Below are 25,587 nucleotides of genomic sequence, written 5' to 3' on the forward strand. Positions count from 1 at the left end.
TGCCGCGGGACCTTCCCACCGGAAGCATTGGAGGGTGAGTGACGACGTCGCGTATCTCCGTTTCCCGCACCTCCACGAGGACTTGCTCTGCTTCGCGGCGGAGGACGATCTCTGGGTCGCCCCGCTGGCCCCGGCAGGGCAGCGGCCCGGCCGGGCGTGGCGGCTGACCGTCGACCGGACCAGGGTCGGCCATCCGCGCTTCTCGCCCGACGGCAGCCGTATCGCCTACACGACCTGGCGCACCCTCGATCCAGAGATCCATCTCGCCCCCGTCGACGGCGGTCCCGCCCGCAGGCTCACCCACTGGGGCTCGACCGACGCCCGGGTCTGCGGCTGGAGCCCCGACCCCGGCGACTCCTCCCAGATCCTCGCGGTGTCCTCGCACAACCAGCCGTTCTCCTACTTCTCCTGGGCCTACAGCGTCCCCACCGACGGCAGCCCCGGCGGCAAGCTCCCCTGGGGACCCGTATCCGACATCGCCGTCGCCGACATCGACGGCGCCCGGCGCACCCTGCTCCTCACCGGGAAGCCCCCGCACGAGCCGGCCGCCTGGAAGCGGTACCGGGGCGGGGCGATGGGCCGGCTGTGGCTGCACGGCGAACGGCTGCTGCCGGACATCGACGGCCACCTGGAGGCGCCGATGTTCGTCGGGCGCCGGATCGCCTTCCTCTCCGACCACCAGGGTGTCGGCAATCTGTACTCCTGTCTGATGGACGGCACCGATCTGCGCCGGCACACGGACCACGACGCGTTCTACGCCCGGCACGCCTCCAGTGACGGGAACAGGGTCGTCTACCAGTGCGCCGGTGATCTGTGGCTGGTCGAGGACCTGGAGTCGCCCGACGCGGTGCCCCGGAAGCTGGAGGTGCGGCTCGGCGGTCCGCGGACCGGACGGCGTACGTACCAGGTGCCGGCGTCCAGCAACGTCGACTCGCTGGCCGTGGACGAGACGGGCAGGGCGAGCGCCGTCTCCGTACGCGGCAGCCTGTACTGGCTCACCCACCGCGACGGCCCCGCCCGCACGATCGCGGACACCCCGGGCGTGCGGGTCCGGCTGCCGGAGATGCTCGGCAGCAGCGGGCAGGTCGCGTACGTGACGGACGCCGAGGGCGAGGACGCCGTCGAGATCGCCTACCTCCCCCGCGCCAGCGGTGACCGCCCGCCCCGCCGGCTGGCCGCCGGACGGCTGGGCCGGGTCCACGAGCTGATCTCCGACCCGGAGGGCGAGCGGCTGGCCATCGCGTCGAACGACGGCAGGCTCCTGCTGCTGGACACCGGGGAGGAGCCCGAGGAGCTGGGCGGGGACGTCCCGGCCGCCGCCGGTCCGGGCGACGCCGACCCGCCGGAGCCCTCCGAGGGAGTCGCCCCGCCGAGGACCCTCGCCCCGCCGGGCATCCTCACCGCGGCCGAGACCACGGAAGGGGCCACGGAGAGGGAGGCGACGGAAGACGGGTCCGACGAGGACGGACCTGCCGTGGAGGGGAACCTCGGGGACGGGGTCACCGAGCTCATCCGCTCCGTCAACGGACCGGTCCGCGATCTGGCGTTCTCCCCGGACGGCCACTGGCTGACCTGGTCGCACCCCGGCGTCGGACGTTCGCTGCGGCAGATCAAACTGGCGCGGATCACCGGCCCGGACGCCCCGGTGATAGTGGATGTCACGAACGGGCGCTTCGAGGACGAGAACCCCGTCTTCACGGGCGACGGCCGTTATCTCGCCTTCCTGTCCTGGCGCGGGTTCGACCCCGTCTACGACGTCCACACCGGCGATCTCTCCTTCCCGCTGGGCTGCCGCCCCTATCTGGTCCCGCTCTCCTCGGCCACCCCCTCCCCCTTCGCCCTGCTCCCGGACGGCAGGCCCGCGGCAGGCGGACTGGACCCGGTGGACATCCCCGAGGGCCCGGTCGAGGGGCCGACGGTCATGGTGGAGTTCGAGGGGCTGCAGAACAGGGTGACGCCGTTCCCGGTCTCGGCCTCGAAGTACTCCGCGCTGCAGCCGGTCGCCGGCGGCGGCCTCGTCTGGCTGCGCTGGCCGATCTCCGGCGCGCTGGGCGAGACGTTCGCCAACCCGGCGGACATGTCCGGCCGCCCCACCCTGGAGCACTTCAACATCGCCAAGGCCCGCAGGACGGAACTGGTCGGCCACCTCGACTGGTTCGCGGTGAGCGGCGACGCGAGCCGGCTGGTCGTCATGGACGACGGCGAACTGCGCGCCGTGCCGTCCAACGAGCCCGGCGACAACGACACGACGGTCTTCCTCGACCTGCGCCGCATCCTGCACGACGTCGACCCGGCGGCCGAGTGGCGCCAGGCGTACGGGGAGGCGGGACGCATCACCCGCGCGTACTTCTGGGAACCGGACATGTGCGGCATCGACTGGGACGGCGTACTCGACCAGTACCGCCCGCTGGTCGAACGGGTCGCCTCCCCCGACGAGTTCGCCGACCTGCTCCGCGAGGTCCTCGGCGAACTGGGCACCTCCCACGCCTACGTCTCGCCCGCCCGCCGCAACGAGGGGCCCCCGCACTACCAGCGGGCGATCGGGCTGCTGGGCGCCAACCTCGTGTGCCGGGACGGCGACTGGACCGTGCAGCGCATCCTGCCCGGCGACTCCTCCGACTCCAAGGCCCGCTCACCACTGGCCGGTACGGGGATCAGGGAGGGCGCCGTCCTCACCCATGTCGACGGGCGCCCCGTCGACCCGGTGGCCGGGCCGTACCCGCTGCTGACGGCGGCGGGCGGCACCACGGTGGAGCTGACGTTCCGCCCCGCCGGGGGCGAGTGCGGCGGCCGCTCCCGCCGCATCGCTCTCGTCCCCCTCGTCGACGAACGGCCCCTGCGCTACCAGGACTGGGTGGCCAAGCGCCGTGAGGTCGTACGGGAACTGAGCCACGGCAAGTGCGGCTATCTGCACATCCCCGACATGGGCGGCTCCGGCTGGGCCCAGTTCAACCGTGACCTGCGGCTGGAGGTGTCCCGCCCGGCCCTGATCGTGGACGTACGGGGCAACGCGGGCGGCCACATCAGCGAGCTGGTCGTCGAGAAGCTCACCCGCACGATCCTCGGCTGGGACCTGACCCGTAACGCCCAGGCCGTCTCGTACGCCTCCAACGCGCCCCGGGGGCCGGTCGTTGCCCTCGCCGACGAGGCGACGTCCTCCGACGGCGACATGATCACGGCGGCCTTCCGGCTGCTGAAGCTGGGGCCCGTGGTCGGCCAGCGCACCTGGGGCGGTGTGGTCGGCATGACCGGCCGGCACCGGCTGGGCGACGGCACGGTGATCACGGTGCCGATGAACGCGGCCTGGTTCGACACGTACGGCTGGTCCGTCGAGAACCGCGGCGTCGAGCCCGACCTGGAGGCGCTGCGCACCCCGCTGGACTGGGCGGAGGGCCGCCACGCGGTCCTGGACGACGCCGTCAGGATCGCCCTGGACCTCCTGGCCGCCCACCCGGCCTCGACACCCCCCGGCTACGACACGGCTCCCGACCTCCGCAGGCCCCCACTCCCTCCGAGGTGACCCGGAACGGCGGGAGTCCGAGTCCGGCCACATCAAGCCCCTCCGGCGATTGAGGAGCGGGGTCCGGGGCGGAGCCCCGAGGTCCCGCACCGCGCTCCTCGGGGGTCCGGGGCGGAGCCCCGAGGTCCCGCACCGCGCTCCTCGGGGGTCCGGGGCGGAGCCCCGAGGTCCCGCACCGCGCTCCACCCGCACCCGCACCCGCACCCGCCGAACGGCAGCCCACCCCGCACAAGAAGGGGCGTACCCGGCAACCGGGTACGCCCCAACAGACCACAGACGCTCAGAGGCGTCGGCCGTCAGCGCTCGGAACGCTCACGCGTACGGTCCGCGGCGTCCTGCGCGCGGTCCCGCGGCTCGGGCCGACGGCCCTGGGCCTGGCCCTGACCCTGGCCCGGGCGCTGGCCCTGGGCCTGGCCCTGACCACCGGCGCGACGCGGCGCATCGGCGGAGCGCTCGCGCGCCTCACCCTGCTTGCCACCCGCCTTCTGCTGCTTGGCCTGGTCGGCGAGCTCCTGCGCCTTGTCCTTGAACTGGTCTGCGATGCCCATGCTGTTCACTCCTATGTGGGTGCGTGGGGTCGGCCCCGGTGGGGCCTCGCTCAGACTTACACACCCGGACATTCGCCGCATTTCGATCAATGACGCTGTGTACGCGCCTCCCGGTCCGCCTCACCACCGGCACCCACGAGCCCCTTGCCCACGCCCTCCAGGCGGGGTCCGAACCGCTTCATCTCCCGCTGTCCGACGGCCCCTATCACCATCGGCAGATAGCCCCGGATCGACTGCATCCCCCGCAGCCACCACTGCGCGTACACGTGCGCGGAGCGCCGCTCGATCCCCGCCACGATGCGGTCGACCGCCGGGCCCAGGGGGTAGGTGCGGTTCGTCGGCCACGGCAGCCGCTGCCTCAACTCCCGCATGACGTCGTCCTCGTCGGCGCCGCGCACCATGTCCGTGTCGGTCCAGGACAGGTAGCCGACGCCGACCTTCACGCCCCGGTAGCCGACCTCGCCGCGCAGGCAGTGCGCGAACGCCTCCACCCCCGACTTCGACGCGCAGTACGCGCTCATCATCGGCGCCGGGGTGATCGCGGCCAGCGACGCTATCTGGAGGAAGTACCCGCGGCTCTCGATGAGCACCGGCAGGAACGCCCGCGCGGTCACCGCCCCGCCTATCAGGTTCACTTCCACGACCCGGCGCCATGCCTCCGGATCGGAGTCCACGAGCGGCCCGCCGGCGGCGACCCCCGCGTTGGCGACGACGATGTCGATCTTCCCGAAGCGCGCCTTGACCTCTTCGGCGACCCGGCTCATCGCCACGTGGTCGGTGACGTCCGCGTGCCAGTGGTCGCTCTCCGAGTGCAGCCGCTCCGAGACCTTCTTCAACTCGTCCGGCTCCAGGCCGACCAGCGCCAGCGTGGCACCGCGCGCCGACAGTTTGCGGGCCAGGAGCTCACCCACCCCCCGCGCCGCACCCGTGACGACGACGACCTGTCCTTCGAGACTCCGCCTGCCGCTCATGCGACCTCCTCCTCGCTCACGGCTGTCGCCGTGCTGTCCGCACTGCCCACAGTGACGTACGCGGCCACCAGTTCGCGGAGCTTCGCCGTGACCACTTCGGGCGCCTCGACCGGTGTCATGTGCCCCATGCCCTCCAGCTCGGTGAGACCGAGGCCGTTCGGCAGCGCCGCGGCGATGGCCCTCGCGTGCACGGGCGGCGTGAGCCGGTCCTGCGTGCCCGCGATCACCGCGGTCGGCAGCCGCAACTCCCTCACCCGTGCCTCGAGGTCGAGCTCCGCGAGCACGCGCCCCCAGGCCACACGTGCCCCGCGGGGACACGCGTGGACGATCCTGGCACAGGCATCCACGCGGTCAGGGGCCGAACCGCGGCCCATCGTGACGTACCTGAGGATCACCTTCGACACCCCGTTGACGGGTCCGAGCGGTGCGCGTGCGGCGAGGACCGCCGCCGTCATCCGCGTACGGAGCGCGCCGGCCCGCAGCGGGAGCACCAGCGACTCGGCCGTCAGGCGCGAGCTGCCGGTGCTGCACAGCAGCACGGCCACCCCGTGCTCCCGCACGGCGTCGCGCCCGGCGGCCGCCATGATCGTCATCCCGCCCATGGAGTGCCCGCCGAGCACCGCCTTCTGCCCGGGTTCGAGCGTCGCCCTCAGGACCGCTTCGAGGTCGTCGGCCAGTGCGCGCGTGCTGTATCCGTCGGGGCCCGCCGCGGGGGAACGGCCGTGGCCCCGCTGGTCGTAGACGACGACCCGGTGGTCCACCGCCAGGTCGCGCACCTGGGCGTCCCAGAAGCGGGTGTTGCAGGTCCAGCCGTGCGCCAGGACCACGGCGGGCGCGCCCTCGGGGCCGTGCAGTTCGACGTGGACGCGCGAGCCGTCCGCGGAGACGACGCTCAGTTCGCGTACGGGCACGGGGACGGACGCGATGGCCGCCGTCTGCGTCAGCCTGCTCATCGTGCGGCCTCCTCGGCCACGGCCTGCGCCGCGGAGTGGGTGACGGGGGGACGGATGACGTCGTACTCACCGAGGTCGACCGCGCGCGTGGCCCGCCGGAACTCGGCGGTCGTCCCGGGCCAGACGGTGGTGTTGCGCCCGTTGGCGTCGAGGTACCAGCTGGTGCAGCCGCCGGTGTTCCAGACGGTCCGCTTCATCCGTTCCTGGACCCGGTGGTTCCAGGCGTCCACGGCGGAGGGCCGCGCGTCGAGCGCCGCCCGCCCGCCCAGGACGTCCAGCTGGCGCATGAAGTCGGCCATGTAGTTCAGCTGGGACTCGATCATGAGGATCATGGAGGAGTTCCCGAGCCCCGTGTTGGGGCCGATGATCGTCATCCAGTTGGGGAAGCCGGCCGCCGTCGCGCCGCGCAGCGCCCGCATCTCGCCCTTCCAGGACTCGGCGAGGGTGATGCCCTCCGCACCGACGACCCGGGTCGCGATCGGCATGTCCGTCACGTGGAAGCCGGTGCCGAGGATGATCACGTCGGCCTCGGTCTCCGAGCCGTCCGACCCGACCAGGGTGGAGCCACGGACCTCGGACAGGCCGGAGGCGACCACGTCCACATTCGGCTGGGCGAGCGCCGGGTAGTAGGCGTTGGAGAGCAGGATGCGCTTGCAGCCGATGCGGTACGAGGGGGTCAGCTTGGCCCGCAGCGCGGGGTCCTTGATCGCCCGTGCCATGTTCGACTTGGCTATCGTCTCGACGAGCCCGAGCTGGTTCGGGTGCTTGGTGAAGGCGCCGACCTGCAACTCCCTGATCCCCCAGAGGAGTCCGCGGCGCGCGGTGGCCGTGAAGGGCAGCGCGCGGTGCAGCCACTTCTCGGCCCCGCTGATGGCGCGGTCCATGCGCGGCATCACCCAGGGCGGGGTCCGCTGGAAGAGGGTGAGGCGGCCGGCCTTGGGCTGGATCTCCGGGACGATCTGGATCGCGGAGGCGCCCGTGCCGATCACGGCGACGCGCTTGCCGGTCAGGTCGTAGTCGTGGTCCCACTGCGCGGAGTGGAAGACCTTGCCGGAGAAGTCGGCGAGCCCCGGGATGTCCGGCAGCTTCGGGTCGGAGAGCGGGCCTGTGGCGGAGACGACGGCGTCGGCGGTGATCGTGGAGCCGTTCGTCGCCTCGATCACCCAGTGCAGCTCGTCGTTGTCCCAGCGCATGACCGAGACCTCGTGGCCGAGCCTGAGGTGCGGGCGCAGCCCGAAGGTGTCGGCGACGTGCTCCAGGTAGGCGCGTATGTGCTGCTGCCCGGAGAAGGTGCGCGGCCAGTCGGGGTTGGGCGCGAACGAGAACGAGTACAGGTGGGACGGTACGTCGCAGGCGCAGCCCGGGTAGCTGTTGTCCCGCCAGGTGCCGCCGACGGCGTCCGCCCGTTCGAGGACCAGGAAGTCGGTGATGCCTTCACGACGGAGCCGGACCGCGGCTCCGAGGCCCCCGAATCCGGATCCGATCACCGCCACTCGTACGTGCTCGTGCTGGGCCATGCTGCCGCCTCCCCGCGGTACGTGCCACGACTCTGCCAGCAATCACTGGCATGGTTGGGAGGGTAGAGCAGCTCCGTACCGATGGGTAGGGGGCGGGACGAGGAAAGTTACCGGCGGTACAACATAGGGTGCGGGGGTGGCTGAAGGACGCGAGCACCGTGAGTACCGCATGGAGGAGCTGGCCGAGGAGGCCGGCATCACCGTGCGCACCCTGCGCTTCTACCGGGAACGCGGCCTGATCCACCCACCCCGCCGCGAGGGCCGTATCGCCTGGTACGACGACCACCATCTGGCCCGGCTGCGCACCATCACGGGCCTCCTGGAGCGGGGCCACACCCTCAACGGGATCGCCGACCTCGCCGCCACGTTCGACAGCGGACGCGATGTCGCCGAGGTACTGGGCCTGGGCGAACCGACCGAGGAGACCCCGGTCCGGCTCACCCCCGAGCAGCTGGCGGACTACTTCCAGGACCAGGCCACGGCGGAGAATCTCGCCGCGTCCATGGAGCTGGGCTACCTCGGCGTCGACGGCGACGAGATCGTCCACATCAGCCGGCGCCTCCTGGAGGCGTCGTCCGAGCTGGTGCGCGCCGGCGTCCCGCTCGACGCGGTGCTCTCCGCCGGCCGCCAGGTCCGCGAGCACGCGGACGCCCTCGCGGACCTCTTCGTACGGGTCCTGCGCGCCCACACCTCACAGACCGAGCCGGACCAACTGCGCACGCTGGCCCACGCGGTGGTGGACGCCGAGCTCTCCATGGCCCTGGACCGCCGGCTGAGGGACGACAAGGGCGCGGAGGACGGCGACTAGCGTGCGTACACCGCCGTCACCGGCGCGTGGTCGCTCCACCGCTCGCCGTGCGTGGCGGCGCGCTCCACCCATGCCTTGACCGCGCGCCCGGCGAGCCCCGGGGTCGCCACCTGGTAGTCGATGCGCCAGCCCGCGTCGTTGTCGAAGGCGCGGCCACGGTAGGACCACCAGGAGTACGGGCCCTCCTGCTCCGGGTGCATGGCCCGGACCACGTCCACGTACGCCGCCTCCTCGAAGACCCGGGTCAGCCACTCCCGCTCCTCGGGGAGGAAGCCCGAGTTCTTCTTGTTGGCCTTCCAGTTCTTGAGGTCCGCCTCCTGGTGGGCGATGTTCCAGTCGCCGCAGACGACGACCTCGCGCCCCTCGGCGGCGGCCCGCGTCCTGAGCCCCTGGAGGTAGGGGAGGAAGGCCGCCATGAAGCGCTCCTTCTCCTCCTGCTTCTCGGTGCCGACCTCGCCCGAGGGCAGATAGAGGCTGGCGACCGTCACACCCGGCAGGTCCACCTCGGCGTACCGCCCGGAGGTGTCGAACTCCTCACCGCCCGGGACCCCGAACCCGCCGAACCCGATCTGGACGCGCTCCGGCGCGTGCCGCGTGTAGACGGCGACCCCCGCGCGCCCCTTGGCCGCAGCCGGGGCGTACACGACGTGCCAGCCCGCGGGCTCACGGAGCTCTTCGGGGAGCTGCTCCACCTCGGCACGGACTTCCTGGAGGCAGATCACATCGGCCTCGGTCCGCCCCAGCCACTCGACGAAGCCCTTCTTGGCGGCGGCACGGAGCCCGTTCACGTTCACGGAGGTAACAGTCAGCATGCCGGTACAGTACCTACGGAGACCCTATGCATACCTGTACCATGACTCGCATGAATATCCACCCCCGGCCTTTCGACCACCCCGACGCCGTGAAACTCAACGACCTGGTGCAGCTCGAATACGCCGAGCGCTACGGGGACGGGGGCGATGTCACACCGCTCGACCCGACCATGTTCGATCCGCCTCACGGACTGTATCTGCTCGCCTACGACGAAGAGGGCCGCCCTCTGGCCACCGGCGGCTGGCGCAGCCAGGAGACGAACGACACGGGTTACTCCGACGGCGACGCCGAGATCAAGCGGATGTTCGTCATCGCCGAGGGCCGTGGCCGGGGCCTCGCCCGCCGCATCCTCGCGGCCCTGGAGGCCGACGCCCGTGCGGCGGGCCGCACGCGCATGGTCCTGGAGACCGGCGACCAGCAGCCCGAGGCCATAGCGCTGTACACGTCGAGCGGCTACACGCCCTGCGCGAAGTTCGGCCACTACCGCACCTACGACAGCAGCATCTGCATGGCCAAGCCGCTCACCGACCCCTCCTGACCGCACCGCCCGTGCCCCGTCGGCGTCGGCACCGCTCAGCGCACCCGCGCCACTCCGACGTGGAAGCCGCTCCGCTCGTACACCGGGGCAGGCTCCTCCCTGTACCACTCGGGCGCCGTCACGAGCCCCGGCTCGACGAGCTCCAGTCCCTCGAAGAAGGGCTCGACCTCCGCGCGCGTACGCATCCGCAGGGAGATCGCACCCTTCTTGTACGCGGACTCCGTCTCCCGCCTCAGCTCCGGGTGCTGGTCGGCGGTCCCGTGCGACAGGACCAGGTAACTCCCCGTCGGGAGCGCCCCGACCAGCCTGCGGGTGATCCCGTACGGATCCTGCTCATCGGGCAGGAAGTGCATCAGCGCGATGAGGGACAGGGCCACGGGCCGCTCGAAGTCCAGGAGCTTCGCGGCCGTTTCGAGGATCGCCTCGGGCTGCCGCACATCCGCGTGGATGTAGTCGGTCGCGCCCTCGGGACGGCTCACCAGCAGCGCTTCCGCGTGGCGCAGGACGATGGGGTCGTTGTCCGCGTAGACGACCCTGGCGCGCGGGGTGACGGCCTGGACGATCTGGTGGAGGTTGGGGGCGGTGGGAATGCCGGTACCGATGTCCAGGAACTGATCGACACCCTGGCGGGCGAGCCAGGCGGAGGCGCGGTGCATGAACGCCCGGTTCCGCGCCGCGTTGGCCCGCGCCTCGGCGGGAAGCTTCTCGGCGACCTCCTGGTCGACCGGGTAGTTGTCCTTCCCGCCGAGCAGCCAGTCGTAGACCCGGGCCGGGTGCGGCTTGCTGGTGTCGATACGGGAGCTGGGTATACCGGCTGTCACAGGGCGCCCTCCATGCGGAACCACGAACTGGCACACCCCGCACCTGACCTGCGCGACCCTCAACAGCGGTCACCGGCACGGCGGGTGAGCGAGGACGGCCCAGGTTACCGGGTGGTCGCCACGACCGGAGCGGCCCGGTCCCGACGGTCGGGCCGGACCAAGTGGGCCGTGGGCGTGCGTCGCCTGGTGGAGCTGCCGGAGGACACGCTGCCGCCGTACCGGGCGGAGCGGACCGCCGAGCACCACCGGGGCCCGGTCCGCAGGAAGGTCGGCGTGAAGTGCGACCAGGGCGAGGCCCTGCGGATCGCCGAGCGGTCGATCCGCGGGGAGGCCGCCGCGAAGAACCGGCCGGCGGATCCCATCGACATCGCGCTGGAGAAGGCCACGGAGGGCCCGGGCAGCGCGAGCCTGGCGCAACGGGCCGCGTGAGGGCCGCCCCCAGCCGGTCGGTGAAGGGTGACAGGTCGGCCCGCGTTCCCTGGCCGCGCTCAAACCGCCGGCAGCACGCGGGCGTGCGCGGCGGCCAGGGCCACGCGCACCGCCCGGTCCGCGGTCGCCTCGTCGACCGGCTCGCCGGTGAACACGAGCCGGAAGTAGATCGGCGCGGCAAGGGCCTTGAGGAGTTCGGCGGGGTCGGTGTCCGCGGGTAGTTCGCCGCGCTCGACGGCTCGGGCGACAACGGGTTCCGCCCGCTGGAACCGGTCGACGAAGAGCGCGTGCTTGACCTCGGCGAGCTGGGGGAGGCGTACGGCGTCCGAGAGGACGGTGGCCAGCAAGGCCCGGCCTGCCTGCGTGGTCATGGTGGCAACGAGGGAGCAGGCCAGCGCGCGCAAGTCGCCCTCCACCGACCCGGTGTCGGGTATCGGGATGTCTGTGGCGAAATGGCTGGCCAGCGCCTCGGCGACAAGGCCGTCAGCGTCTCCCCAGTTCCGGTAGATCGTCGTCTTGTGGACGCCGGCCCGCCGGGCGACGCCTTCGACGGTCAGCGCCGCATACCCCGTCGTCGTCAGCTCGGTGATGGTCGCCTTCAGTACGGCGACGCGCATCTTGTCGCCTCGCCCGACAGCGGGGACACGCCTTGAGGGCGACTCGGCAGACTCCATTGCAACTCCTGGTTGCGTTAATGGTGGAACGTGCGACAGGATCAGGATATCGCAACTTTGAGTTGCAATGCGGCTGCGCTCTTCGATGCCGCAGGCACTCCTGACCCACGGATCGAGTCACCCATGACCCATGACCGCCGGGCAGCCGCCCGAGCCTCACTGCACTCACTGCACGAACATGGCCGCGTAGCCGCGCGGGGCGTTGAGCACCACCCTCACCTGGTCGACCATCGTTCGCGAGCTCGATACCGCAAAGGGTTCCGCACATGACCTGGACGCCGGATTCCATCCCTGCCCAGTCGGGGCGACTGGCCGTTGTCACCGGCGCCAACAGCGGTATCGGCTACATCACCGCTCGCGAACTCGCCCGCCGCGGCGCCCATGTCGTCCTGGCCTGCCGCAGCCGTGAACGCGGGCGGGCCGCGCTGGAGCGGCTGCGCAGGGAAGTGCCCGGCGCCCGTGCCGAACTGCGCGGGCTCGACCTCGCCGACCTGAAGTCCATCCGCGGTTTCGCCGCGGGCTGGGACCACGACCGGCTCGACCTCCTGGTCAACAACGCCGGCGTCGCCATGGTGCCGTTCTCCCGGACCATCGACGGCTTCGAATCGCAGTTCGGCATCAACCACCTCGGCACGTTCGCGCTCACCGGCCTCCTCATGCCCCACCTGCTGGCCGCCGCCGACCCGCGCGTGGTGACCGTCAGCAGCGAGGGCCAGCGTTTCGCCCGGTTCGACATGGCCAACCTGAACGCGGAGCACCACTACCGGGCGGCCTTCGCCTACGTGCAGTCCAAGCGGGCCAATCTCTACTTCGCCATGGAGCTGCAGCGAAGGGCCGACGCCGCCGGACTGAGGCTGCGCAGCATGGCCGTCGCCCCCGGACTCACCCGCTCCAACGTGCTCACCGGTGGCGCCCACAGCGCCCGGGGCCGCGCCTACGGAATCCTCACGCGCCTACTCCTGCGCGTTGCCTTCAGCCCCACACCGGACGGCGCAAGAACCTCCCTGTACGCCTCAACCGTCCCCAACCTGCCTGGGGGGAGTTACGTCGCACCCGATGGGCCGTTCCAGCTCCGCGGTGAGCCGGTCCTTCGCAGCCGGGAGCGTGCGATCCAGGACTCAGCCACGGCCCGCCAGTTGTGGGTGCTCTCGGAACAGCTCACCGACGTGCGCTACTCATTGCCCGCTGAGCCGCCCCCTCAGAAGTGAGCAGTCCTGAGAGATCGCGGCCCTCCGCCGGACCGCGTCCGGTTTGTCCATGACCTTCGTTCTCACGACCTCGCGCAGAACAGCTTTCGCACAAGGCCCCTCACGGTAGGTTCTGCGACATGCCGGAGCCCCCGAACCGGCCGCCGCACCCCCGCCGACCGCAGCCCCGGCCGTGTGTGGGAGAGGGGCCGCCCGGCCGTCGACGCCGCCGCGCCCGAGGCCACCACGAAACCCACGGGAGTCGGGTACGCCCGGTGCGGTACCGCCCAGCAGGAGCTCCGGAGCCGGCTCGACGCCCTGAAGGAGGCGGGCTGTGATCCTGTCTTCTCCCCTTCCTCCCGCATCTCGGCGATACCCCGCTCAGGGCATCCGGAGCTTCTCGCGGAGGAGGCGCATGTGGGCCTCGATGTCGCGCTCGGCAGCCGGTCCGTCCGGCTCGACGGGCTCGACGGGCTCGACGGGTCCGGCGGGAGGCGACTGACGGCAGGGGCGGCAGAGGCCGTCGGGCAGTGCTCCGGGCGGTCCGGGCCGCCCGCATTCGGTGCATTCGACCAGCAGGGCGCGCACGGGTGCGTCCGGCGCGGGGGCGGCGTCCGGCAGCCGCGCCGGGGCCTTGTCGGTGAGGCGGCGGCGTACGAGGCCCACGGGTGAGCCGACCTGCTCCGGGAGCCCGGATGTCAGCGCCCGGGTGAGGTAGTCGGCGTCCACCCCACGGGCGAACCAGGTCGCGGCCAGGCTCTCCAGAGCGGCACAGTCGGCGGCGGAGAGAGCCAGGCGCGGCTCCACGCGGCCGAGTCGGGCGAGGGCGAGATAGGCGGGGGACGGACCGGCGGGCACGGCCTCCGAGGCCTCCGGGACCCGCTGCTGGGGCACGACGGGAGCGACGGGCTCCTCCTTCGCGGCTTCGGGCTCGGGCTCGGACTCGCCGACATCCGCACCGCCCGCGAGCTGAAGGGCCCACCACTCGTTGTCGCGAGCGGTGCGGGACCAGAAGGTGAGGGTGACCCAGCGGCTCTGGCCGAGGCTCTCGACGCGACAGCGCACATGGCGGAGATGCCCGGCCACGGCCAGCGCCCTCAGCGCGGTGCCGATGGCCATCTGCCCGTACAGGGGAAGGTCCTTGGCCAGGGACTTGATGTCCATGGCGGCGCCGTCGGGCAGGTGGTCGACGTACCCGGCGACGTAGCGCTCGCGGGCCGGGAGCAGAGCGAAGTCGGTCGGTGCGGAGGGGCGTTGCCCGGGCGCGGACCGCTTGCCGTAGCCGGTGCGGGCGCGGCGGTAGGGCCGCGAGGATGCGGGCGCGCTCGGGGCGGAGCTACTCTGCTGGATAGCCAAGGGATCGGCCTGTCTCTGATCTTGAGGTGAGACCCCGGCCGGTGCTCTAACACCGCGTCGGGGTCGATGCGTCGAGGGCACCGTAAGCAGTCGCGACTCTGCGCCGCAACTCGCTCACGATTAGTCATACTTGCTGGCCGTGACGGGGTGGGGAGGGTGGGAGGGTTTCTTCAACCCCCTTCTTTTCCCTACCGGATGAACAACACCGCTCGAATCCCGGCCCCCGGATCCCGGCCCTCGAATCCCGAAGCTCGAGCGCCGGACGGCGGCATTCCTGGTGTCCCCCGAACGGGCGAATCCGGCACCCCGGGTCTCGGGTCTCGCATCCCGGGACCCGGGCTTCGGGACCCGGGATTCGGGGCGGTGGGTCCGTCACCCACCGAGTCCGCGCGCGGCGGCGTCCACGGTCTGTGCCAGCAGGACGGCGATGGTCATCGGCCCCACGCCGCCGGGGACCGGAGTGATCAGGCGGGCACGGGCGGCGGCGCCGTCGAAGTCCACGTCGCCGACGTTGCCCGCGTTGTACCCGGCGTCCATCACCACCGCCCCCGGCTTGATGTCCTCGCCCCGGATCAGCCGGGGGCGCCCCACGGCCGCCACCACGACGTCCGCCTCCCGGACGATCGCCGACAGGTCCGTCGTACGCGAGTGGCAGTACGTCACCGTGGCGTCCCGTGCGAGGAGCAGCATCCCGGCCGGCTTGCCGAGGATCGCGCTGCGGCCCACCACGACCGCGTGCTTGCCGGAGAGCTCGACGTCGTACGCGTCCAGCAGCCGCATGATGCCGCCGGGGGTGCACGACACGAAGCCGGGCAGCCCGCAGCTCATCGCGCTGAAGGAGTGCGTCGTGACACCGTCGACGTCCTTCTCCGGGGCGATGGCTTCGAACGCGGCGCGCTCGTCGATGTGCGGACCGACCGGGTGCTGCAGGAGGATGCCGTGGACCTGCGGGTCCTCGGACAGCCCGGTGAGCGTGTCGACCAGTTCGGCGGTCGTGGTGGTGGCGGGCAGGACGACGCTGCGGGAGGTGATGCCGGCCTTCGCGCAACGGGCCTGCTTCATGCGCACGTACGTGACCGATGCGGGATCCTCGCCCACGAGCACCGTGGCGAGGCAGGGCTCGATCCCCCGCCCTGCGAGTCCCGCCGCCCTCGTGGCGGTCTCCTCGACGAGCCGACGGGCAAGCCCGGTTCCGTCCATGAGCTGTGCGGTCCGTGTCGCGGGCATGGTCGCCTCCAGGCGTGATTGACCACTCGCCCAGGCGCACGGCATCCGACGTATGCGTCAGGCCGCTCCCCGGTGGTGCTCCACCTCAGCGCCAGTCACGACCCGCGAGGCACTGTAGTCGACACGGAAGCGACGAGGGCTCGACTTCCGGGACCGGCTCTCGCCTCAGGCGCGCCACCGGTCGCGGAGGTGCCAGGCCAGCCGCTCGCCGAGATGGTGACGCCAGAGCCACCACGGCAGTCGGCGGTGCGGGACGTAGCCCCACAGGTCGTCGTCGGCCTCGTTGCCCCGGGGATGGGACCTCAGGAGCTCCAGGCAGCGGCGGTCCACGGTGCCGTGCAGCCGGGCGACATGGGCGAGCGCGACACGGCTCTGGGGGCGCAGTCGGGCGTCCGTCGATCCCAGCGCCCGGGCCACCCTCGGCAGGATCGCCTCCGGGTCGGGGTGCTGCAAGGCCAGGCCGATCAGCGCGACGCCGACAAGTTCCTCGCCCCGGTCGAACGCCGCGTCGACCTCTTCGGGCCGGTCGGTCCCCATCAGTGCGGAGACGCTCTGCCAGTTCATGCCCTGCCCGGAGGCGGCGCGGCCGATGAGGAACTCCTCCCGCCCGGCGGCCGACCGGCGCAGCCCCTCACCGTCGGGGCCGGACGCCGGATGTGAGGCGTCGGCGTCCCCGCGCGCCGCCGGCTCGCCGAGTTGCCCGTCGGTGCGCGAACCGGCCCAGCACAGAACCAGATACGCCCAGACCCGCCCGGCGTCGGCGGACTCGTCCGACAGCCGACGGCACAGGACGGCGAGATCCGGCGCAGAGGGCTCCAGCCCCGCGATCAACTCGAAGTCTCCCGCTCGCTCCCGCAGGTCGCACCGCCTCAGGAAGGCGAGGCGGACGGCGTCCTCCCCCGTCAGCCAACCGGCCACATGACCGCGCGCGACCTCGGCCGGCTCCAGCGCCGCGGCGTAGCGGACGAACTCCGCGGGGATACGGAAGGGCGCGCCACCGGGTTCCTCGGACATACCGGCCGACCCTACCGAGCGGGCTCCGGCCGACTCGGCCCGGTCCGGACACGACGGAGGCGGAAACGACGAGATCCCGCCCGATCTTGCGATCGGGCGGGATCTCGTGTGTGCGGTGGACCTGTGGGGATTTGAACCCCAGACCCCCTCGATGCGAACGAGGTGCGCTACCAGACTGCGCCACAGGCCCTTGCAACGAGTGAAACTCTAGCACCCTCGTCGGGGTGCTCGGAAATCCGTATCCCGGCAGGTCACCGAGTCGGGTCCACCGCCGGTGTCACTCGTTGGCCGCGCGCGGCCGGTCCTCGTCGTCGTACTGGTCGAAGAGGGGGGTCCGGCCGCGGTCGCGGGTGCGCTTCGGCGGGTTCCCGCGGCGGCGCGGGGCCGGGTCGGCGTCGGGCGTGGCCGCGTCCTGGGCGTCGCGGGTCCCCGTGCGGGTGGGCTCGGCGGGGCTGGAGCGGGCCGCACTCCAGGTCTCCGGGTCGCCGACCTCGACCCCGCCCGTGGCGCGCGGGGCGACGGGCGCGGTGACATAGGTCGGCAGCGGGACCGGTACGGGCTCCCAGCTGTCCCCCTGGGCGGGGCCGCGCTCACGCTGCTGGTCGACCCACTCCGCGTGGTCCGTCTGCTCGACGAGCGCGCGGCGGCCGGCCTCCTGGGGGGAGACCGTGGGGGCGGGCACGGCCGCTTCGGGCTCCTCGTCGGGCTCGGCGGGGGCCGAGGACGCGGGCTGGTGCCTGCGGGGGCGGTTCTCGCGCAGCCGCTGAGCGGCCACCTCGGCACGGCGCCGGTCCATGGTGAAGACGAACCGACGGCGCTCCTGGCCCCGCAGATGCACGATGTAGCTGCTCAGCAGCACGGCCGGGACGGCCGGTGCCCACAGGAAGCGGAGTCCGCCGACCGCGGCGACGACCGCGCCGAGCGTGAACGCCATGAAGAGGACCGTGGTCGTACGCCGACGGCGCGCCAGGACCTGCGAGCGCTGTCGCCGCTCGCGCTCCGACTCCGCGCCGGAAGGCCGCCGGCCCTCCCGCCGGACGGGCGCGGGCCGGGCCGGCCGGTCGCGTGGCCGCTCCGGGTCCGGCCGGTCGGGCGCGGGGTCGCGCAACCGCGCTTCCGTATGGGCCGGGGGCGCGGCGAAGGCCCGGACGTCGACGGACTCCAATCGGTCCGTGACGGCATCCGGGTCCGCGCGGCCAGGCGCCTCCTCGGCATCCCGCTCCCGCAGCTCCTTGGCGTAACGGCGCTCCATGGCCGCCCGTCCGGACAGCAACCGGATGGCGGTGCTGAAGCGTTCCGTCGGGCGGGCTTCATTGAGCTCGTCCTGCCTGCGGAGCCACATCGGCACCAAGTAGGCGGCCCAGGCCCCGACAATGACTGCGTAGATCAGGCCGCTGCTGCTCACGCTCACACCGTAGAGGGGTTTGCACGGCAGCATCCGCCAATTGGCCCGGTGTGTCGCACGATCAGGCTCATATGACGGACTTTTTTTGTGATTGTTCGGGTCAACAGTCGACGAAAGTGAGGCCCATTACCATCAGGGAGCGATCAAATTCGAACACCTATTTCATTTCCCCGGGCGCGCTCGACGTACCCGGAGTACCCGGCCGCACCCTGCGCCAACGCCGCAGCAACCCGTCGGGCACCTCCTCGGCGGTGAGGGCGAAGATCAGGTGGTCCCGCCACGCGCCGTCGATGTGCAGATAGCGCGGGCGCAGTCCTTCCGACCGGAATCCGAGTTTCTCCACGACTCTCCGGCTGGGGGTGTTCTCGGGCCGAATGCACACCTCGATCCGGTGCAGCCCGACCGTGCCGAAACAGTGGTCGACGGCGAGCGCCACCGCGGTCGGCATCACCCCGCGGCCCGCGACGCCCCGGTCGACCCAGTAGCCGACGTGACCCGAGCACATCGAGCCCCAGGTGATGCCCGCCACCGTCAACTGGCCGACGAGACGCCCCTCGTACTCGATGGCGAAGGGCAGCATCCGCCCGGCGTGCGCCTCGGCGCGCAGGTGCCGGATCATCTGACGGTAGGTCGGGCGCTGGGCCACCGGACCGCCGGGGGCCGGCGGCGGGACGGTCGCCTCCCAGGGGCGCAGCCAGTCGCGGTTACGCCGGTTGACCTCGCGCCAGATGCTCTGGTCGCGGAGCTTTATCGGGCGGAGGGTGACGGCGCCGTCGGTCAGGATCACCGGCCAGGTCCGGACGTTCAGCTCGGGCTCCCCGGTCGGGGGTGGTCTCCGCCGCGCAGCTGGTCGACGGCGTGCACCAGAAGCCTGCTCAGGACCGCGAGTCCGTCGCGCACGCCGCCGGTCGAGCCGGGCAGGTTCACGACGAGGGTGCGGTCCGCGATGCCCGCGAGGCCCCGGGAGAGCGCGGCGGTGGGGACCTTGTCCAGGCCCTCGGCACGGATCGCCTCGGGGATGCCCGGGATCTCCCGGTCCAGGACGCGGCGGGTGGCCTCGGGGGTGCGGTCGGTGGGCGAGATGCCCGTACCGCCGGTGGTGACGATCACGTCGTAACCCGCTGCCGCACCGGCCCGCAGGGCGGCTTCCACCGGATCGCCGTCGGGCACGACCTGGGGGCCGTCGACGGCGAACCCGAGACCGGTGAGGGCCTCGGCGATGAGAGGGCCGCCCTTGTCGGCGTACACGCCGGCCGAGGCACGGTTGGAGGCGGTCACGACCAGGGCGCGGTACACGCCGGTGCCGGACGTGGTCATGCGTCCGCCCCCTCCGGCGTGGGGCGCCGGTAGTCGCCGGACTTGCCACCCGACTTCGCCTCGACCCGCACGTCCGTGATCACCGCGCTCTTGTCCACGGCCTTGATCATGTCGATCACCGTGAGCGCGGCGACCGAGACCGCGGTCAGGGCCTCCATCTCGACCCCGGTGCGGTCCGTCGTCTTCACGGTGGCCAGGATCTCCACCGCGTCGTCCGCCACGCTCAGGTCGACCTTCACGCCCGAGACGGCGAGCGGGTGGCAGAGCGGGATCAGGTCCGGGGTGCGCTTGGCCCCCATGATCCCGGCGATGCGCGCGGTGGCAAGGGCGTCGCCCTTGGGGACGCCCTCCCCCCTGAGGAGTTCGACGACACGCGGTGACACGAGGACCCGGCCGCTCGCCCGGGCGACCCGTGTCGTGACGTCCTTCTCCGACACGTCGACCATGCGGGCCGCGCCCGCCTCGTCGATGTGCGTCAGCCTGTTCTGCGTACTCAACTCACTCCGCCTAGCGGTAGGGCGCCGGTTGCCCGCCCGTCCCGCACCGGGGCGCGGACCGAGGGGCCCGGGGGGCTTCCCCCGGTAAGGCACAGCGCCAGATACCGTACCGCCACCGCGCCGGAGTCAGCGGAGGAGGATCACCTCGGTCTCCGTGCCGGGCTCCGCGGTGGTGACGTCCTCGGGCAGCACGATCAGCGCGTCCGCCTGCGCGAGGGCGGCGATCAGATGGGATCCGGCTCCCCCGACGGGGGTCACGGTGCCCGCCTCGGCGTCGTACGTCCCGCGCAGGAACTGTCGCTTGCCGGGGGGCGAGGAGAGCGCCGCGCCGGTGCTGAGCGTGGCCCGGACCGTCGGGCGGTGGACGTCGTCCAGACCCATCAGCGTCAGGATCGCCGGCCGGACGAAGAGCTCGAAGGAGACGTACGAGGAGACCGGATTACCGGGCAGTGCCAGCAGCGGCGTGTGGTCGGGGCCGATCGAGCCGAACCCCTGGGGCTTGCCCGGCTGCATGGCGAGCTTGCGGAAGTCGATGCCGCTGCCGGCCTCGTCCTCGTCGCCCACGGAGGACAGGGCCTCCTTGACCACGTCGTACGCGCCGACGCTGACACCACCGGTGGTGACGACGATGTCGGCCCGGATCAGCTGGTCCTCGATCGTGGCCCGGAGCGTCTCCGCGTCGTCGGCGACCGCGGGGACGCGGTAGGCGATGGCGCCCGCGTCCCGGGCGGCGGCCGTCAGCGCGAAGCTGTTGGAGTCGTAGATCCGGCCGGCGGTCAGCTCCTCACCGGGCTGGACCAGCTCGCTGCCGGTGGACAGCACGACGACGCGCGGGCGGGGCCGCACCCGCACCGTGGACCGGCCGATCGCCGCGAGCAGCCCGATCTGGGGCGGCCCGACGACCGAACCCGCGCGCAGCGCGACGTCACCGGGCTGTACGTCGCTGCCCTTGGCCCGGACATGGGCGCGGGGCTTGACCGGGCGGTGGACACGGACCTCACCGCTCGCCCCCTCCGGGGCGTCGCTGTGGGCCCGCATGGTGGCGGCCGGACCGCCGCCCGTACCGCCGTCGGTCCATTCGACCGGGACGACCGCCTCGGCGCCGGCGGGCAGCGGCGCGCCGGTCATGATGCGGGCGGCCTCGCCGGGTCCGACGGACCGGCCGTCCGGCAGGCCTCCGTCACCCGCCGCGACGTCGCCGACGACGGTGAGGACGGCGGGGAACTCCTCGCTGGCGCCCTCGACGTCGGAGATCCGGACGGCGTATCCGTCCATCGAGCTGTTGTCGAAGGGCGGCAGTGCGACCTCCACCACGACGTCCTCGACCAGGACACAGCCCTGGGCGTCGGGCAGTTGCAGCTCGATGGGCTCGAGCGGCTTCACCGCGGCGAGGATGTCGTCCAGGTGTTCGTCGACCGACCAGATCGTGCTGCTCAAGCTGTTACAACTCCTCGGTGACGTAACTGCGGAGCCAGGTCCGGAAGTCCGGTCCCAGGTCCTCACGTTCGCACGCGAGTCTGACAATGGCACGCAGATAGTCACCGCGGTCACCGGTGTCGTAGCGGCGGCCCTTGAAGACCACGCCGTGCACCGGGCCGCCGATCTTCTCGTCCTCGGCGAGCAGTTGGAGCGCGTCGGTGAGCTGGATCTCGCCGCCGCGGCCGGGCTCGGTCCTGCTCAGTATGCCGAAGACCGCGGGGTCCAGGACATAGCGTCCGATGACGGCGAGATTGCTGGGCGCCTCGGCCGCGTCGGGCTTCTCCACGAGGCCGGTGACCCGCACGACGTCGCCGTCCGCGGTGGCCTCGGTGGCCGCGCAGCCGTACATGTGGATCTGCGCGGGGTCCACCTCCATCAGCGCGACCACACTGCCGCCCTCGCGCTCCTGGATCTCGACCATCCGGGCGAGCAGCGGGTCGCGCGGGTCGATCAGGTCGTCGCCGAGGAGCACGGCGAAGGGCTGGTCACCGACGTGCGGCGCGGCACACAGGACGGCGTGGCCGAGCCCGCGCGGGTCGCCCTGGCGTACGTAGTGCATCGTGGCCAGGTCGCTGGACTCCTGGACCTTGGAGAGCCGGTCGGCGTCTCCCTTACGGGTCAGCGCGGACTCCAGCTCGTAGTTCCGGTCGAAGTGGTCCTCCAGAGGACGCTTGTTGCGACCGGTGATCATCAGTACGTCGGAAAGACCCGCGGCGACCGCTTCCTCGACGACATACTGGATGGCGGGCTTGTCGACGACAGGCAGCATCTCTTTGGGAGTGGCCTTGGTGGCCGGCAGGAACCGGGTGCCGAGACCTGCAGCTGGGATGACAGCTTTGCTGATCCTGGGGTGCGACTGAGTCATGCGCTGCACTCTAACCGGTGCCAATGGGCGGAAGATGAGCGTCCGGTTAACTTCGTTCTCATATATCCACATAAACGAATGATGTGAGCACCCGTTGAACGATGATATGTGCCGAAAGTCGCCACTACGGCGTGAACTGCTCGCCGCACGACGGCTCCTCACCTCGGAGGACGTGGAAACGGCCGCCGCGGTTCTCGCCTCGGCCGCCGGGGATCTTCCCGAGCTGGCCGGCGCGCGGACCGTGGCGGCCTACGTGTCCGTGGGCCGCGAACCGGGGACGCACGCCCTCCTGGACGCCCTGCGCGCACGGGGCGTACGCGTGCTGCTGCCGGTGCTCATGGCGGACAACGACCTGGACTGGGCCGTGTTCGACGGCGCGGAGCACCTCGTGCCCGCCGGCCGGGGCCTGCTGGAACCGGACGGCGCGCGCCTGGGACCGCAGGCGGTCCTGGACGCGGACGCGGTCCTGCTGCCGGGACTCGCCGTGGACGGGCGCGGGATGCGGCTGGGACGCGGCGGGGGCAGCTACGACCGGGTGCTGGCCCGGCTGGCGGCGGCCGGGGCCCACCCCGCCCTCGTCGTCCTGCTGTACGACGACGAGGTGGTCGCGCGGGTTCCCGAGGAACCGCACGACCACCCCGTGGACGCCGTGGTCACACCGGCCGGAGCGCGACGCTTTCCGCGCTCCGGCCGGCGGCCCTAGGGTTTCTTGAGCGTCAGGGTGTCGACCGTGGACCGCTCCACGGCGTTCTCCCCGTAGGACCAGTCGAGCAGTTCGCCGTCGACCCACTTGTCGGTCTGGTCGGTGTAGTGGGCGCTGAACGCGTGCCCGGAGGCGCCGGTGAGGTTGATCCAGCGGGACTTGTCCCAGTCGCCGACGTTGACGACCATCCGCATCGACGGCACCCAGATGACCTCGTAGCCGCCCGCCGCGTTCCAGCCGGTGGCGTTCACCGCCGCCTCGCCGCCGCCGAGGTCCCAGGGGCCCCGGTTGAGGGCCCGCTGCAGAAGGTCGGGGCCCTCGGTGCCGAGCGTCTGGTTGCGCAGGGTCAGCTGGTGCAGCCGGCCCCAGCTCCAGGTGGTGATGTCCTTGCCGAGCTCGGCGGTCAGCTCCCAGCGCGCGTCCTCCATGGCGCGGGCGAAGAGCTCGTCACGGCTGTCGATGGCAGCCTCGCGCCCCTTGGCCGGGACCTTCCACCAGTCGTTGTCCTGGTCGTCCAGGATGCTCTCGACCACCTCGTACCAGCGGTCGCCGCCGTCCGGCTGTGCCGCGTCCGGGGCACGCTGGCCGCATTCGCGTACGAGCTTGTCCTGCTCGTCCACCGGCCCGGCGCCTGCGGCCGGCTCCACGTAGACGCAGTCGCCCTTGGCGCGCATCTCCTTGGGGAGCTTGTTGCCGAAGGCCAGGAGGAGGATGTTGCGCCAGACGCCGTTGAAGTACGCGGCGGCGGCCGAATCGGGCTCCTGGGTGTAGTCCCAGCCCTCGAGCAGCTTCTGCGCCTCGCGGACACTCTTGTCGGAGATGGCGATGTTCTTGAGCTTCGGCACCAGCTTCGCGGCGATCGCGCTCTGGTTGTCCATCTGCATCGTCTGCATGTCGTCGGTGGAGATCTTCTCCCCGCCGTCGATCTTCTTCTGGATCAGGTCGTTGATCCGCTGACTGCGGGTGCCGTAGCCCCAGTCCTTGGTCAGCATGTGGTCGTAGCCCTCGCCGATGACCGCCTGGTTGGCGGTGACGATGTAGCCACGGTCGGGGTCGTACTCGTACGGCAGCTCGTCGAAGGGGATGGGGTCCTTCTCCCAGCCGTACTTCGGGTTCCAGCCGGGGCTCGGCAGGGTGCCGTCACCCTGCTTGCGGACCGGGATCGTGCCGGGCGCCTGGTAGCCGATGTGGCCCTTGGTGTCCGCGTAGATGAGGTTCTGCGAGGGCACCTCGAAGTGTGCGGCGGCCTTGCGGAAGGTGGTGAAGTCCTTCGCCTTGTTGAGCTCGAAGACCGCGTCCATGGACTTGCCCGGCTGCAGCGCCGTCCACTTCAGGGAGACCGCGTAACCGTCGCCGCGGTCGGGCGCGGAGTTGGTGACGGGGGCCTTCTTGCCGACCTTCTCCAGCTCGCCGCTGCGGTCGGAGACCAGCGGACCGTTGTTGGTCTCCCGGACGGTGATCTTCCGGTCCCTGCCACCCGCGACCTTGATGGTCTCCTCGCGGCTGATGAAGGGTTCGGTCTTCCCGTCGTACTGGTAGCCGTCGCCGGAGACCTTCTCCAGGAAGAGGTCGGTGACGTCGGCCCCGAGGTTGGTGAAGCCCCAGGCGATGTCCTGGTTGTGGCCGATGACCACACCGGGCATCCCGGAGAACGTGTAGCCCGCCGTGTCGTACTGGCAGGACGCCGAGACCTGACGGCAGTGCAGTCCCATCTGGTACCAGAGCGAGGGGAGCTGGGGCGCCAGGTGCGGGTCGTTGGCCAGCAGCGGCTTGCCGGTCGTCGTGTGGTCGCCGGAGACGACCCAGGAGTTCGACCCGATGCCGTTGCCGTTCGGGCCGAGCAGCGCCGGGATCTGGTCGAGGGTGTCGGAGAGCGCGGAGAGCTGGGTGTTCAGGCCGGCGGTGGCTCCCTCGGGCGTCGGCGTCCCGATGCTGTCCGTCGGTTCGGCGTCCGGGTCGAACTTTCCGGTGACCGGGGAGACCGCGCCCTGGTCGACGATCGGCTTGTTCTTGTCGTACGGGTAGTCCGGGTAGAGATCCGCGATCTGCTTCGAGCTGAGCCTGCTGGTCATCAGCGAGCGGTCGATCTCGTCCTGCATGTTGCCGCGCAGGTCCCAGGCCATCGCCTTGAGCCAGGCCACCGAGTCGACCGGGGTCCACTCGGTGGGCTTGTAGTCGTTGGTCAGACCGAGCGCCGCGTACTCGACTGAGATGTCCTTGCCGTCCTTGCCGGCCAGATACGCGTTCACCCCGTCCGCGTAGGCCTGGAGGTTCTTCTTCGTCTCCTCGTCGAGGACCTTGTCGTACTCCTCCTGGGCCACCTTGCGCCAGCCGAGCGTGCGCAGGAAGGAGTCGGTCTCGACCTGACCGGAGCCGAACATCTCGGAGAGACGTCCCGACGTCATGTGACGGCGTACGTCCATCTCCCAGAAGCGGTCCTGGGCCTGGACGAAGCCCTGGGCGCGGAAGAGGTCGCTGTCGGTGTCCGCGTAGATCTGCGGGATCCCGTAGCTGTCACGTCTGACGTCGACGTCGCCGGAGAGACCCTTGAGCTCGGTCGAACCGGTGGTCTGCGGGTACGAGGCCCGGACCGTGGAGACGGACCAGTACGCGCCGAACCCGACACCCGCGACAAGCGCCAGCACCAGGACGATCACGAACAGGCGGGCGCGTCGCCCCTTCTTCCTGCCGGCCTTCTTCGCAGCGGAAGACCCGGAAGGGGCGGTTGTGTTGGCGGGCATCGCTGTCCTTCGAGGGGCAGGGTGGTCCTGGGAGTGCAGGAGCAACCATAGGCGCCCCGCCGAAGCCACTCGGACGCGGTATGGAGATGCAGCCATTTGCGCACCGGTTCGCACGAACACTCGAAGGCGTCAAGAAAACGTTAAAGATTAGGTAAGGTAACGAAGTACTGGCCACCGGAGGCCGATCCGGAAGGCGTACGCAGG

At 71.5% G+C, this 25,587-nt stretch carries 23 protein-coding genes, 1 tRNA gene and 1 riboswitch; of the genes, 6 read left to right on the forward strand and 18 right to left on the reverse strand.

Features of this window, described 5'->3' with window-relative positions:
• Positions 1-34: 34 nt before the first annotated feature.
• On the forward strand, positions 35-3,520 hold the full coding sequence (locus tag OG488_RS15805; RefSeq protein ID WP_329229811.1) for a S41 family peptidase: 3,486 nt from the start codon (positions 35-37) through the stop codon (positions 3,518-3,520).
• A 296-nt stretch (positions 3,521-3,816) separates the two neighbouring features.
• On the opposite strand, the gene OG488_RS15810 is transcribed toward OG488_RS15805, so the two are convergent.
• From OG488_RS15810 to OG488_RS15825, 4 genes are all read right to left on the reverse strand, one after another.
• Entirely contained in the window at positions 3,817-4,068 is a 252-nt protein-coding gene (locus OG488_RS15810; RefSeq protein WP_329229813.1) for a hypothetical protein, read from the reverse strand.
• 86 nt (positions 4,069-4,154) lie between these two features.
• Positions 4,155-5,039: an SDR family oxidoreductase gene (locus OG488_RS15815; protein WP_329229815.1), complete on the reverse strand. Its 885-nt coding sequence runs from the start codon at positions 5,037-5,039 to the stop codon at positions 4,155-4,157.
• Positions 5,036-5,992: an alpha/beta fold hydrolase gene (locus OG488_RS15820; RefSeq protein ID WP_329229816.1), complete on the reverse strand. Its 957-nt coding sequence runs from the start codon at positions 5,990-5,992 to the stop codon at positions 5,036-5,038. Before OG488_RS15820 ends, OG488_RS15815 begins: the two co-directional genes overlap by 4 nt.
• On the reverse strand, positions 5,989-7,509 hold the full coding sequence (locus tag OG488_RS15825) for a flavin-containing monooxygenase (protein WP_329229818.1): 1,521 nt from the start codon (positions 7,507-7,509) through the stop codon (positions 5,989-5,991). Before OG488_RS15825 ends, OG488_RS15820 begins: the two co-directional genes overlap by 4 nt.
• A 169-nt stretch (positions 7,510-7,678) precedes the next feature.
• Between OG488_RS15825 and OG488_RS15830 the strand changes: the two genes are divergently transcribed.
• Positions 7,679-8,317: a MerR family transcriptional regulator gene (locus OG488_RS15830; RefSeq protein ID WP_329238698.1), complete on the forward strand. Its 639-nt coding sequence runs from the start codon at positions 7,679-7,681 to the stop codon at positions 8,315-8,317.
• On the opposite strand, the gene OG488_RS15835 is transcribed toward OG488_RS15830, so the two are convergent.
• The gene (locus tag OG488_RS15835) at positions 8,314-9,129 is read right to left on the reverse strand and encodes an exodeoxyribonuclease III (protein ID WP_329229820.1); all 816 of its coding nucleotides are present in this window, start codon (positions 9,127-9,129) and stop codon (positions 8,314-8,316) included. The two genes, OG488_RS15830 and OG488_RS15835, sit on opposite strands and share 4 nt — an antisense overlap.
• Positions 9,130-9,179: 50 nt before the next feature.
• Here OG488_RS15835 and OG488_RS15840 point away from each other — a divergent pair, with 50 nt between their 5' ends.
• Positions 9,180-9,668: a GNAT family N-acetyltransferase gene (locus OG488_RS15840; protein ID WP_329229822.1), complete on the forward strand. Its 489-nt coding sequence runs from the start codon at positions 9,180-9,182 to the stop codon at positions 9,666-9,668.
• A 35-nt stretch (positions 9,669-9,703) separates the two neighbouring features.
• On the opposite strand, the gene OG488_RS15845 is transcribed toward OG488_RS15840, so the two are convergent.
• A complete protein-coding gene (locus tag OG488_RS15845) occupies positions 9,704-10,489 on the reverse strand; it encodes an SAM-dependent methyltransferase (protein ID WP_329229825.1) in 786 nt (261 codons plus the stop codon).
• Between the two features lie 12 nt (positions 10,490-10,501).
• Here OG488_RS15845 and OG488_RS15850 point away from each other — a divergent pair, with 12 nt between their 5' ends.
• Complete coding sequence (locus OG488_RS15850; RefSeq protein WP_329229827.1) at positions 10,502-10,918, forward strand: hypothetical protein; 417 nt, start codon at positions 10,502-10,504, stop codon at positions 10,916-10,918.
• Positions 10,919-10,977: 59 nt separating this feature from the next.
• Here OG488_RS15850 and OG488_RS15855 read toward each other — a convergent pair whose 3' ends face one another.
• On the reverse strand, positions 10,978-11,535 hold the full coding sequence (locus tag OG488_RS15855; protein WP_329229829.1) for a TetR/AcrR family transcriptional regulator: 558 nt from the start codon (positions 11,533-11,535) through the stop codon (positions 10,978-10,980).
• Between the two features lie 323 nt (positions 11,536-11,858).
• Between OG488_RS15855 and OG488_RS15860 the strand changes: the two genes are divergently transcribed.
• The gene (locus OG488_RS15860; protein ID WP_329229831.1) at positions 11,859-12,800 is read left to right on the forward strand and encodes an oxidoreductase; all 942 of its coding nucleotides are present in this window, start codon (positions 11,859-11,861) and stop codon (positions 12,798-12,800) included.
• Positions 12,801-13,160: 360 nt separating this feature from the next.
• Here OG488_RS15860 and OG488_RS15865 read toward each other — a convergent pair whose 3' ends face one another.
• From OG488_RS15865 to galU, 10 genes are all read right to left on the reverse strand, one after another.
• A complete protein-coding gene (locus tag OG488_RS15865; protein WP_329229832.1) occupies positions 13,161-14,135 on the reverse strand; it encodes a MarR family transcriptional regulator in 975 nt (324 codons plus the stop codon).
• Between the two features lie 372 nt (positions 14,136-14,507).
• Positions 14,508-15,362 carry a bifunctional 5,10-methylenetetrahydrofolate dehydrogenase/5,10-methenyltetrahydrofolate cyclohydrolase gene (locus tag OG488_RS15870; RefSeq protein ID WP_329229833.1) on the reverse strand — a complete coding sequence of 285 codons (855 nt, stop codon included), beginning with the start codon at positions 15,360-15,362 and terminating at the stop codon, positions 14,508-14,510.
• Between the two features lie 21 nt (positions 15,363-15,383).
• Positions 15,384-15,471, reverse strand: a riboswitch (ZMP/ZTP riboswitch).
• Positions 15,472-15,527: 56 nt separating this feature from the next.
• Complete coding sequence (locus OG488_RS15875; protein ID WP_329229835.1) at positions 15,528-16,376, reverse strand: hypothetical protein; 849 nt, start codon at positions 16,374-16,376, stop codon at positions 15,528-15,530.
• 116 nt (positions 16,377-16,492) lie between these two features.
• Positions 16,493-16,566: transfer RNA gene (locus OG488_RS15880), tRNA-Ala, on the reverse strand.
• Between the two features lie 87 nt (positions 16,567-16,653).
• Complete coding sequence (gene sepX, locus OG488_RS15885) at positions 16,654-17,781, reverse strand: divisome protein SepX/GlpR (RefSeq protein ID WP_443074219.1); 1,128 nt, start codon at positions 17,779-17,781, stop codon at positions 16,654-16,656.
• Positions 17,782-17,938: 157 nt separating this feature from the next.
• Complete coding sequence (locus OG488_RS15890) at positions 17,939-18,568, reverse strand: GNAT family N-acetyltransferase (protein ID WP_329229838.1); 630 nt, start codon at positions 18,566-18,568, stop codon at positions 17,939-17,941.
• A gap of 17 nt (positions 18,569-18,585) precedes the next feature.
• Complete coding sequence (locus OG488_RS15895; protein ID WP_329229840.1) at positions 18,586-19,098, reverse strand: MogA/MoaB family molybdenum cofactor biosynthesis protein; 513 nt, start codon at positions 19,096-19,098, stop codon at positions 18,586-18,588.
• Entirely contained in the window at positions 19,095-19,595 is a 501-nt protein-coding gene (gene moaC / locus OG488_RS15900; RefSeq protein WP_329229841.1) for a cyclic pyranopterin monophosphate synthase MoaC, read from the reverse strand. Before moaC ends, OG488_RS15895 begins: the two co-directional genes overlap by 4 nt.
• Positions 19,596-19,721: 126 nt before the next feature.
• The gene (gene glp / locus OG488_RS15905) at positions 19,722-21,032 is read right to left on the reverse strand and encodes a molybdotransferase-like divisome protein Glp (protein WP_329229842.1); all 1,311 of its coding nucleotides are present in this window, start codon (positions 21,030-21,032) and stop codon (positions 19,722-19,724) included.
• 4 nt (positions 21,033-21,036) lie between these two features.
• Positions 21,037-21,939 (reverse strand): UTP--glucose-1-phosphate uridylyltransferase GalU, encoded by a 903-nt coding sequence (gene galU, locus OG488_RS15910; RefSeq protein ID WP_329229844.1) that lies wholly within the window; start codon positions 21,937-21,939, stop codon positions 21,037-21,039.
• Between the two features lie 106 nt (positions 21,940-22,045).
• Between galU and OG488_RS15915 the strand changes: the two genes are divergently transcribed.
• Positions 22,046-22,642, forward strand: a complete 597-nt coding sequence (locus OG488_RS15915) for a 5-formyltetrahydrofolate cyclo-ligase (RefSeq protein ID WP_329229846.1) — start codon at positions 22,046-22,048, stop codon at positions 22,640-22,642.
• On the opposite strand, the gene OG488_RS15920 is transcribed toward OG488_RS15915, so the two are convergent.
• The gene (locus OG488_RS15920) at positions 22,639-25,383 is read right to left on the reverse strand and encodes a penicillin acylase family protein (protein ID WP_329229847.1); all 2,745 of its coding nucleotides are present in this window, start codon (positions 25,381-25,383) and stop codon (positions 22,639-22,641) included. The two genes, OG488_RS15915 and OG488_RS15920, sit on opposite strands and share 4 nt — an antisense overlap.
• Positions 25,384-25,587: the final 204 nt, after the last annotated feature.

The organism is Streptomyces sp. NBC_01460, assembly GCF_036227405.1.
Lineage (GTDB): Bacteria > Actinomycetota > Actinomycetes > Streptomycetales > Streptomycetaceae > Streptomyces.

What these genes read in the sequence shown, in the direction of transcription:
- OG488_RS15810 (WP_329229813.1), bottom strand. Translation starts at nt 4,068, where the DNA reads ATGGGCATCGCAGACCAGTTCAAGGACAAGGCGCAGGAGCTCGCCGAC.
- OG488_RS15815 (WP_329229815.1), bottom strand. Translation starts at nt 5,039, where the DNA reads ATGAGCGGCAGGCGGAGTCTCGAAGGACAGGTCGTCGTCGTCACGGGT.
- OG488_RS15820 (WP_329229816.1), bottom strand. Translation starts at nt 5,992, where the DNA reads ATGAGCAGGCTGACGCAGACGGCGGCCATCGCGTCCGTCCCCGTGCCC.
- OG488_RS15825 (WP_329229818.1), bottom strand. Translation starts at nt 7,509, where the DNA reads ATGGCCCAGCACGAGCACGTACGAGTGGCGGTGATCGGATCCGGATTC.
- OG488_RS15830 (WP_329238698.1), top strand. Translation starts at nt 7,679, where the DNA reads ATGGAGGAGCTGGCCGAGGAGGCCGGCATCACCGTGCGCACCCTGCGC.
- OG488_RS15835 (WP_329229820.1), bottom strand. Translation starts at nt 9,129, where the DNA reads ATGCTGACTGTTACCTCCGTGAACGTGAACGGGCTCCGTGCCGCCGCC.
- OG488_RS15840 (WP_329229822.1), top strand. Translation starts at nt 9,180, where the DNA reads ATGAATATCCACCCCCGGCCTTTCGACCACCCCGACGCCGTGAAACTC.
- OG488_RS15850 (WP_329229827.1), top strand. Translation starts at nt 10,502, where the DNA reads ATGCGGAACCACGAACTGGCACACCCCGCACCTGACCTGCGCGACCCT.
- OG488_RS15855 (WP_329229829.1), bottom strand. Translation starts at nt 11,535, where the DNA reads ATGCGCGTCGCCGTACTGAAGGCGACCATCACCGAGCTGACGACGACG.
- OG488_RS15860 (WP_329229831.1), top strand. Translation starts at nt 11,859, where the DNA reads ATGACCTGGACGCCGGATTCCATCCCTGCCCAGTCGGGGCGACTGGCC.
- OG488_RS15870 (WP_329229833.1), bottom strand. Translation starts at nt 15,362, where the DNA reads ATGCCCGCGACACGGACCGCACAGCTCATGGACGGAACCGGGCTTGCC.
- OG488_RS15875 (WP_329229835.1), bottom strand. Translation starts at nt 16,376, where the DNA reads ATGTCCGAGGAACCCGGTGGCGCGCCCTTCCGTATCCCCGCGGAGTTC.
- OG488_RS15895 (WP_329229840.1), bottom strand. Translation starts at nt 19,098, where the DNA reads ATGACCACGTCCGGCACCGGCGTGTACCGCGCCCTGGTCGTGACCGCC.
- galU (WP_329229844.1), bottom strand. Translation starts at nt 21,939, where the DNA reads ATGACTCAGTCGCACCCCAGGATCAGCAAAGCTGTCATCCCAGCTGCA.
- OG488_RS15915 (WP_329229846.1), top strand. Translation starts at nt 22,046, where the DNA reads ATGTGCCGAAAGTCGCCACTACGGCGTGAACTGCTCGCCGCACGACGG.
- OG488_RS15920 (WP_329229847.1), bottom strand. Translation starts at nt 25,383, where the DNA reads ATGCCCGCCAACACAACCGCCCCTTCCGGGTCTTCCGCTGCGAAGAAG.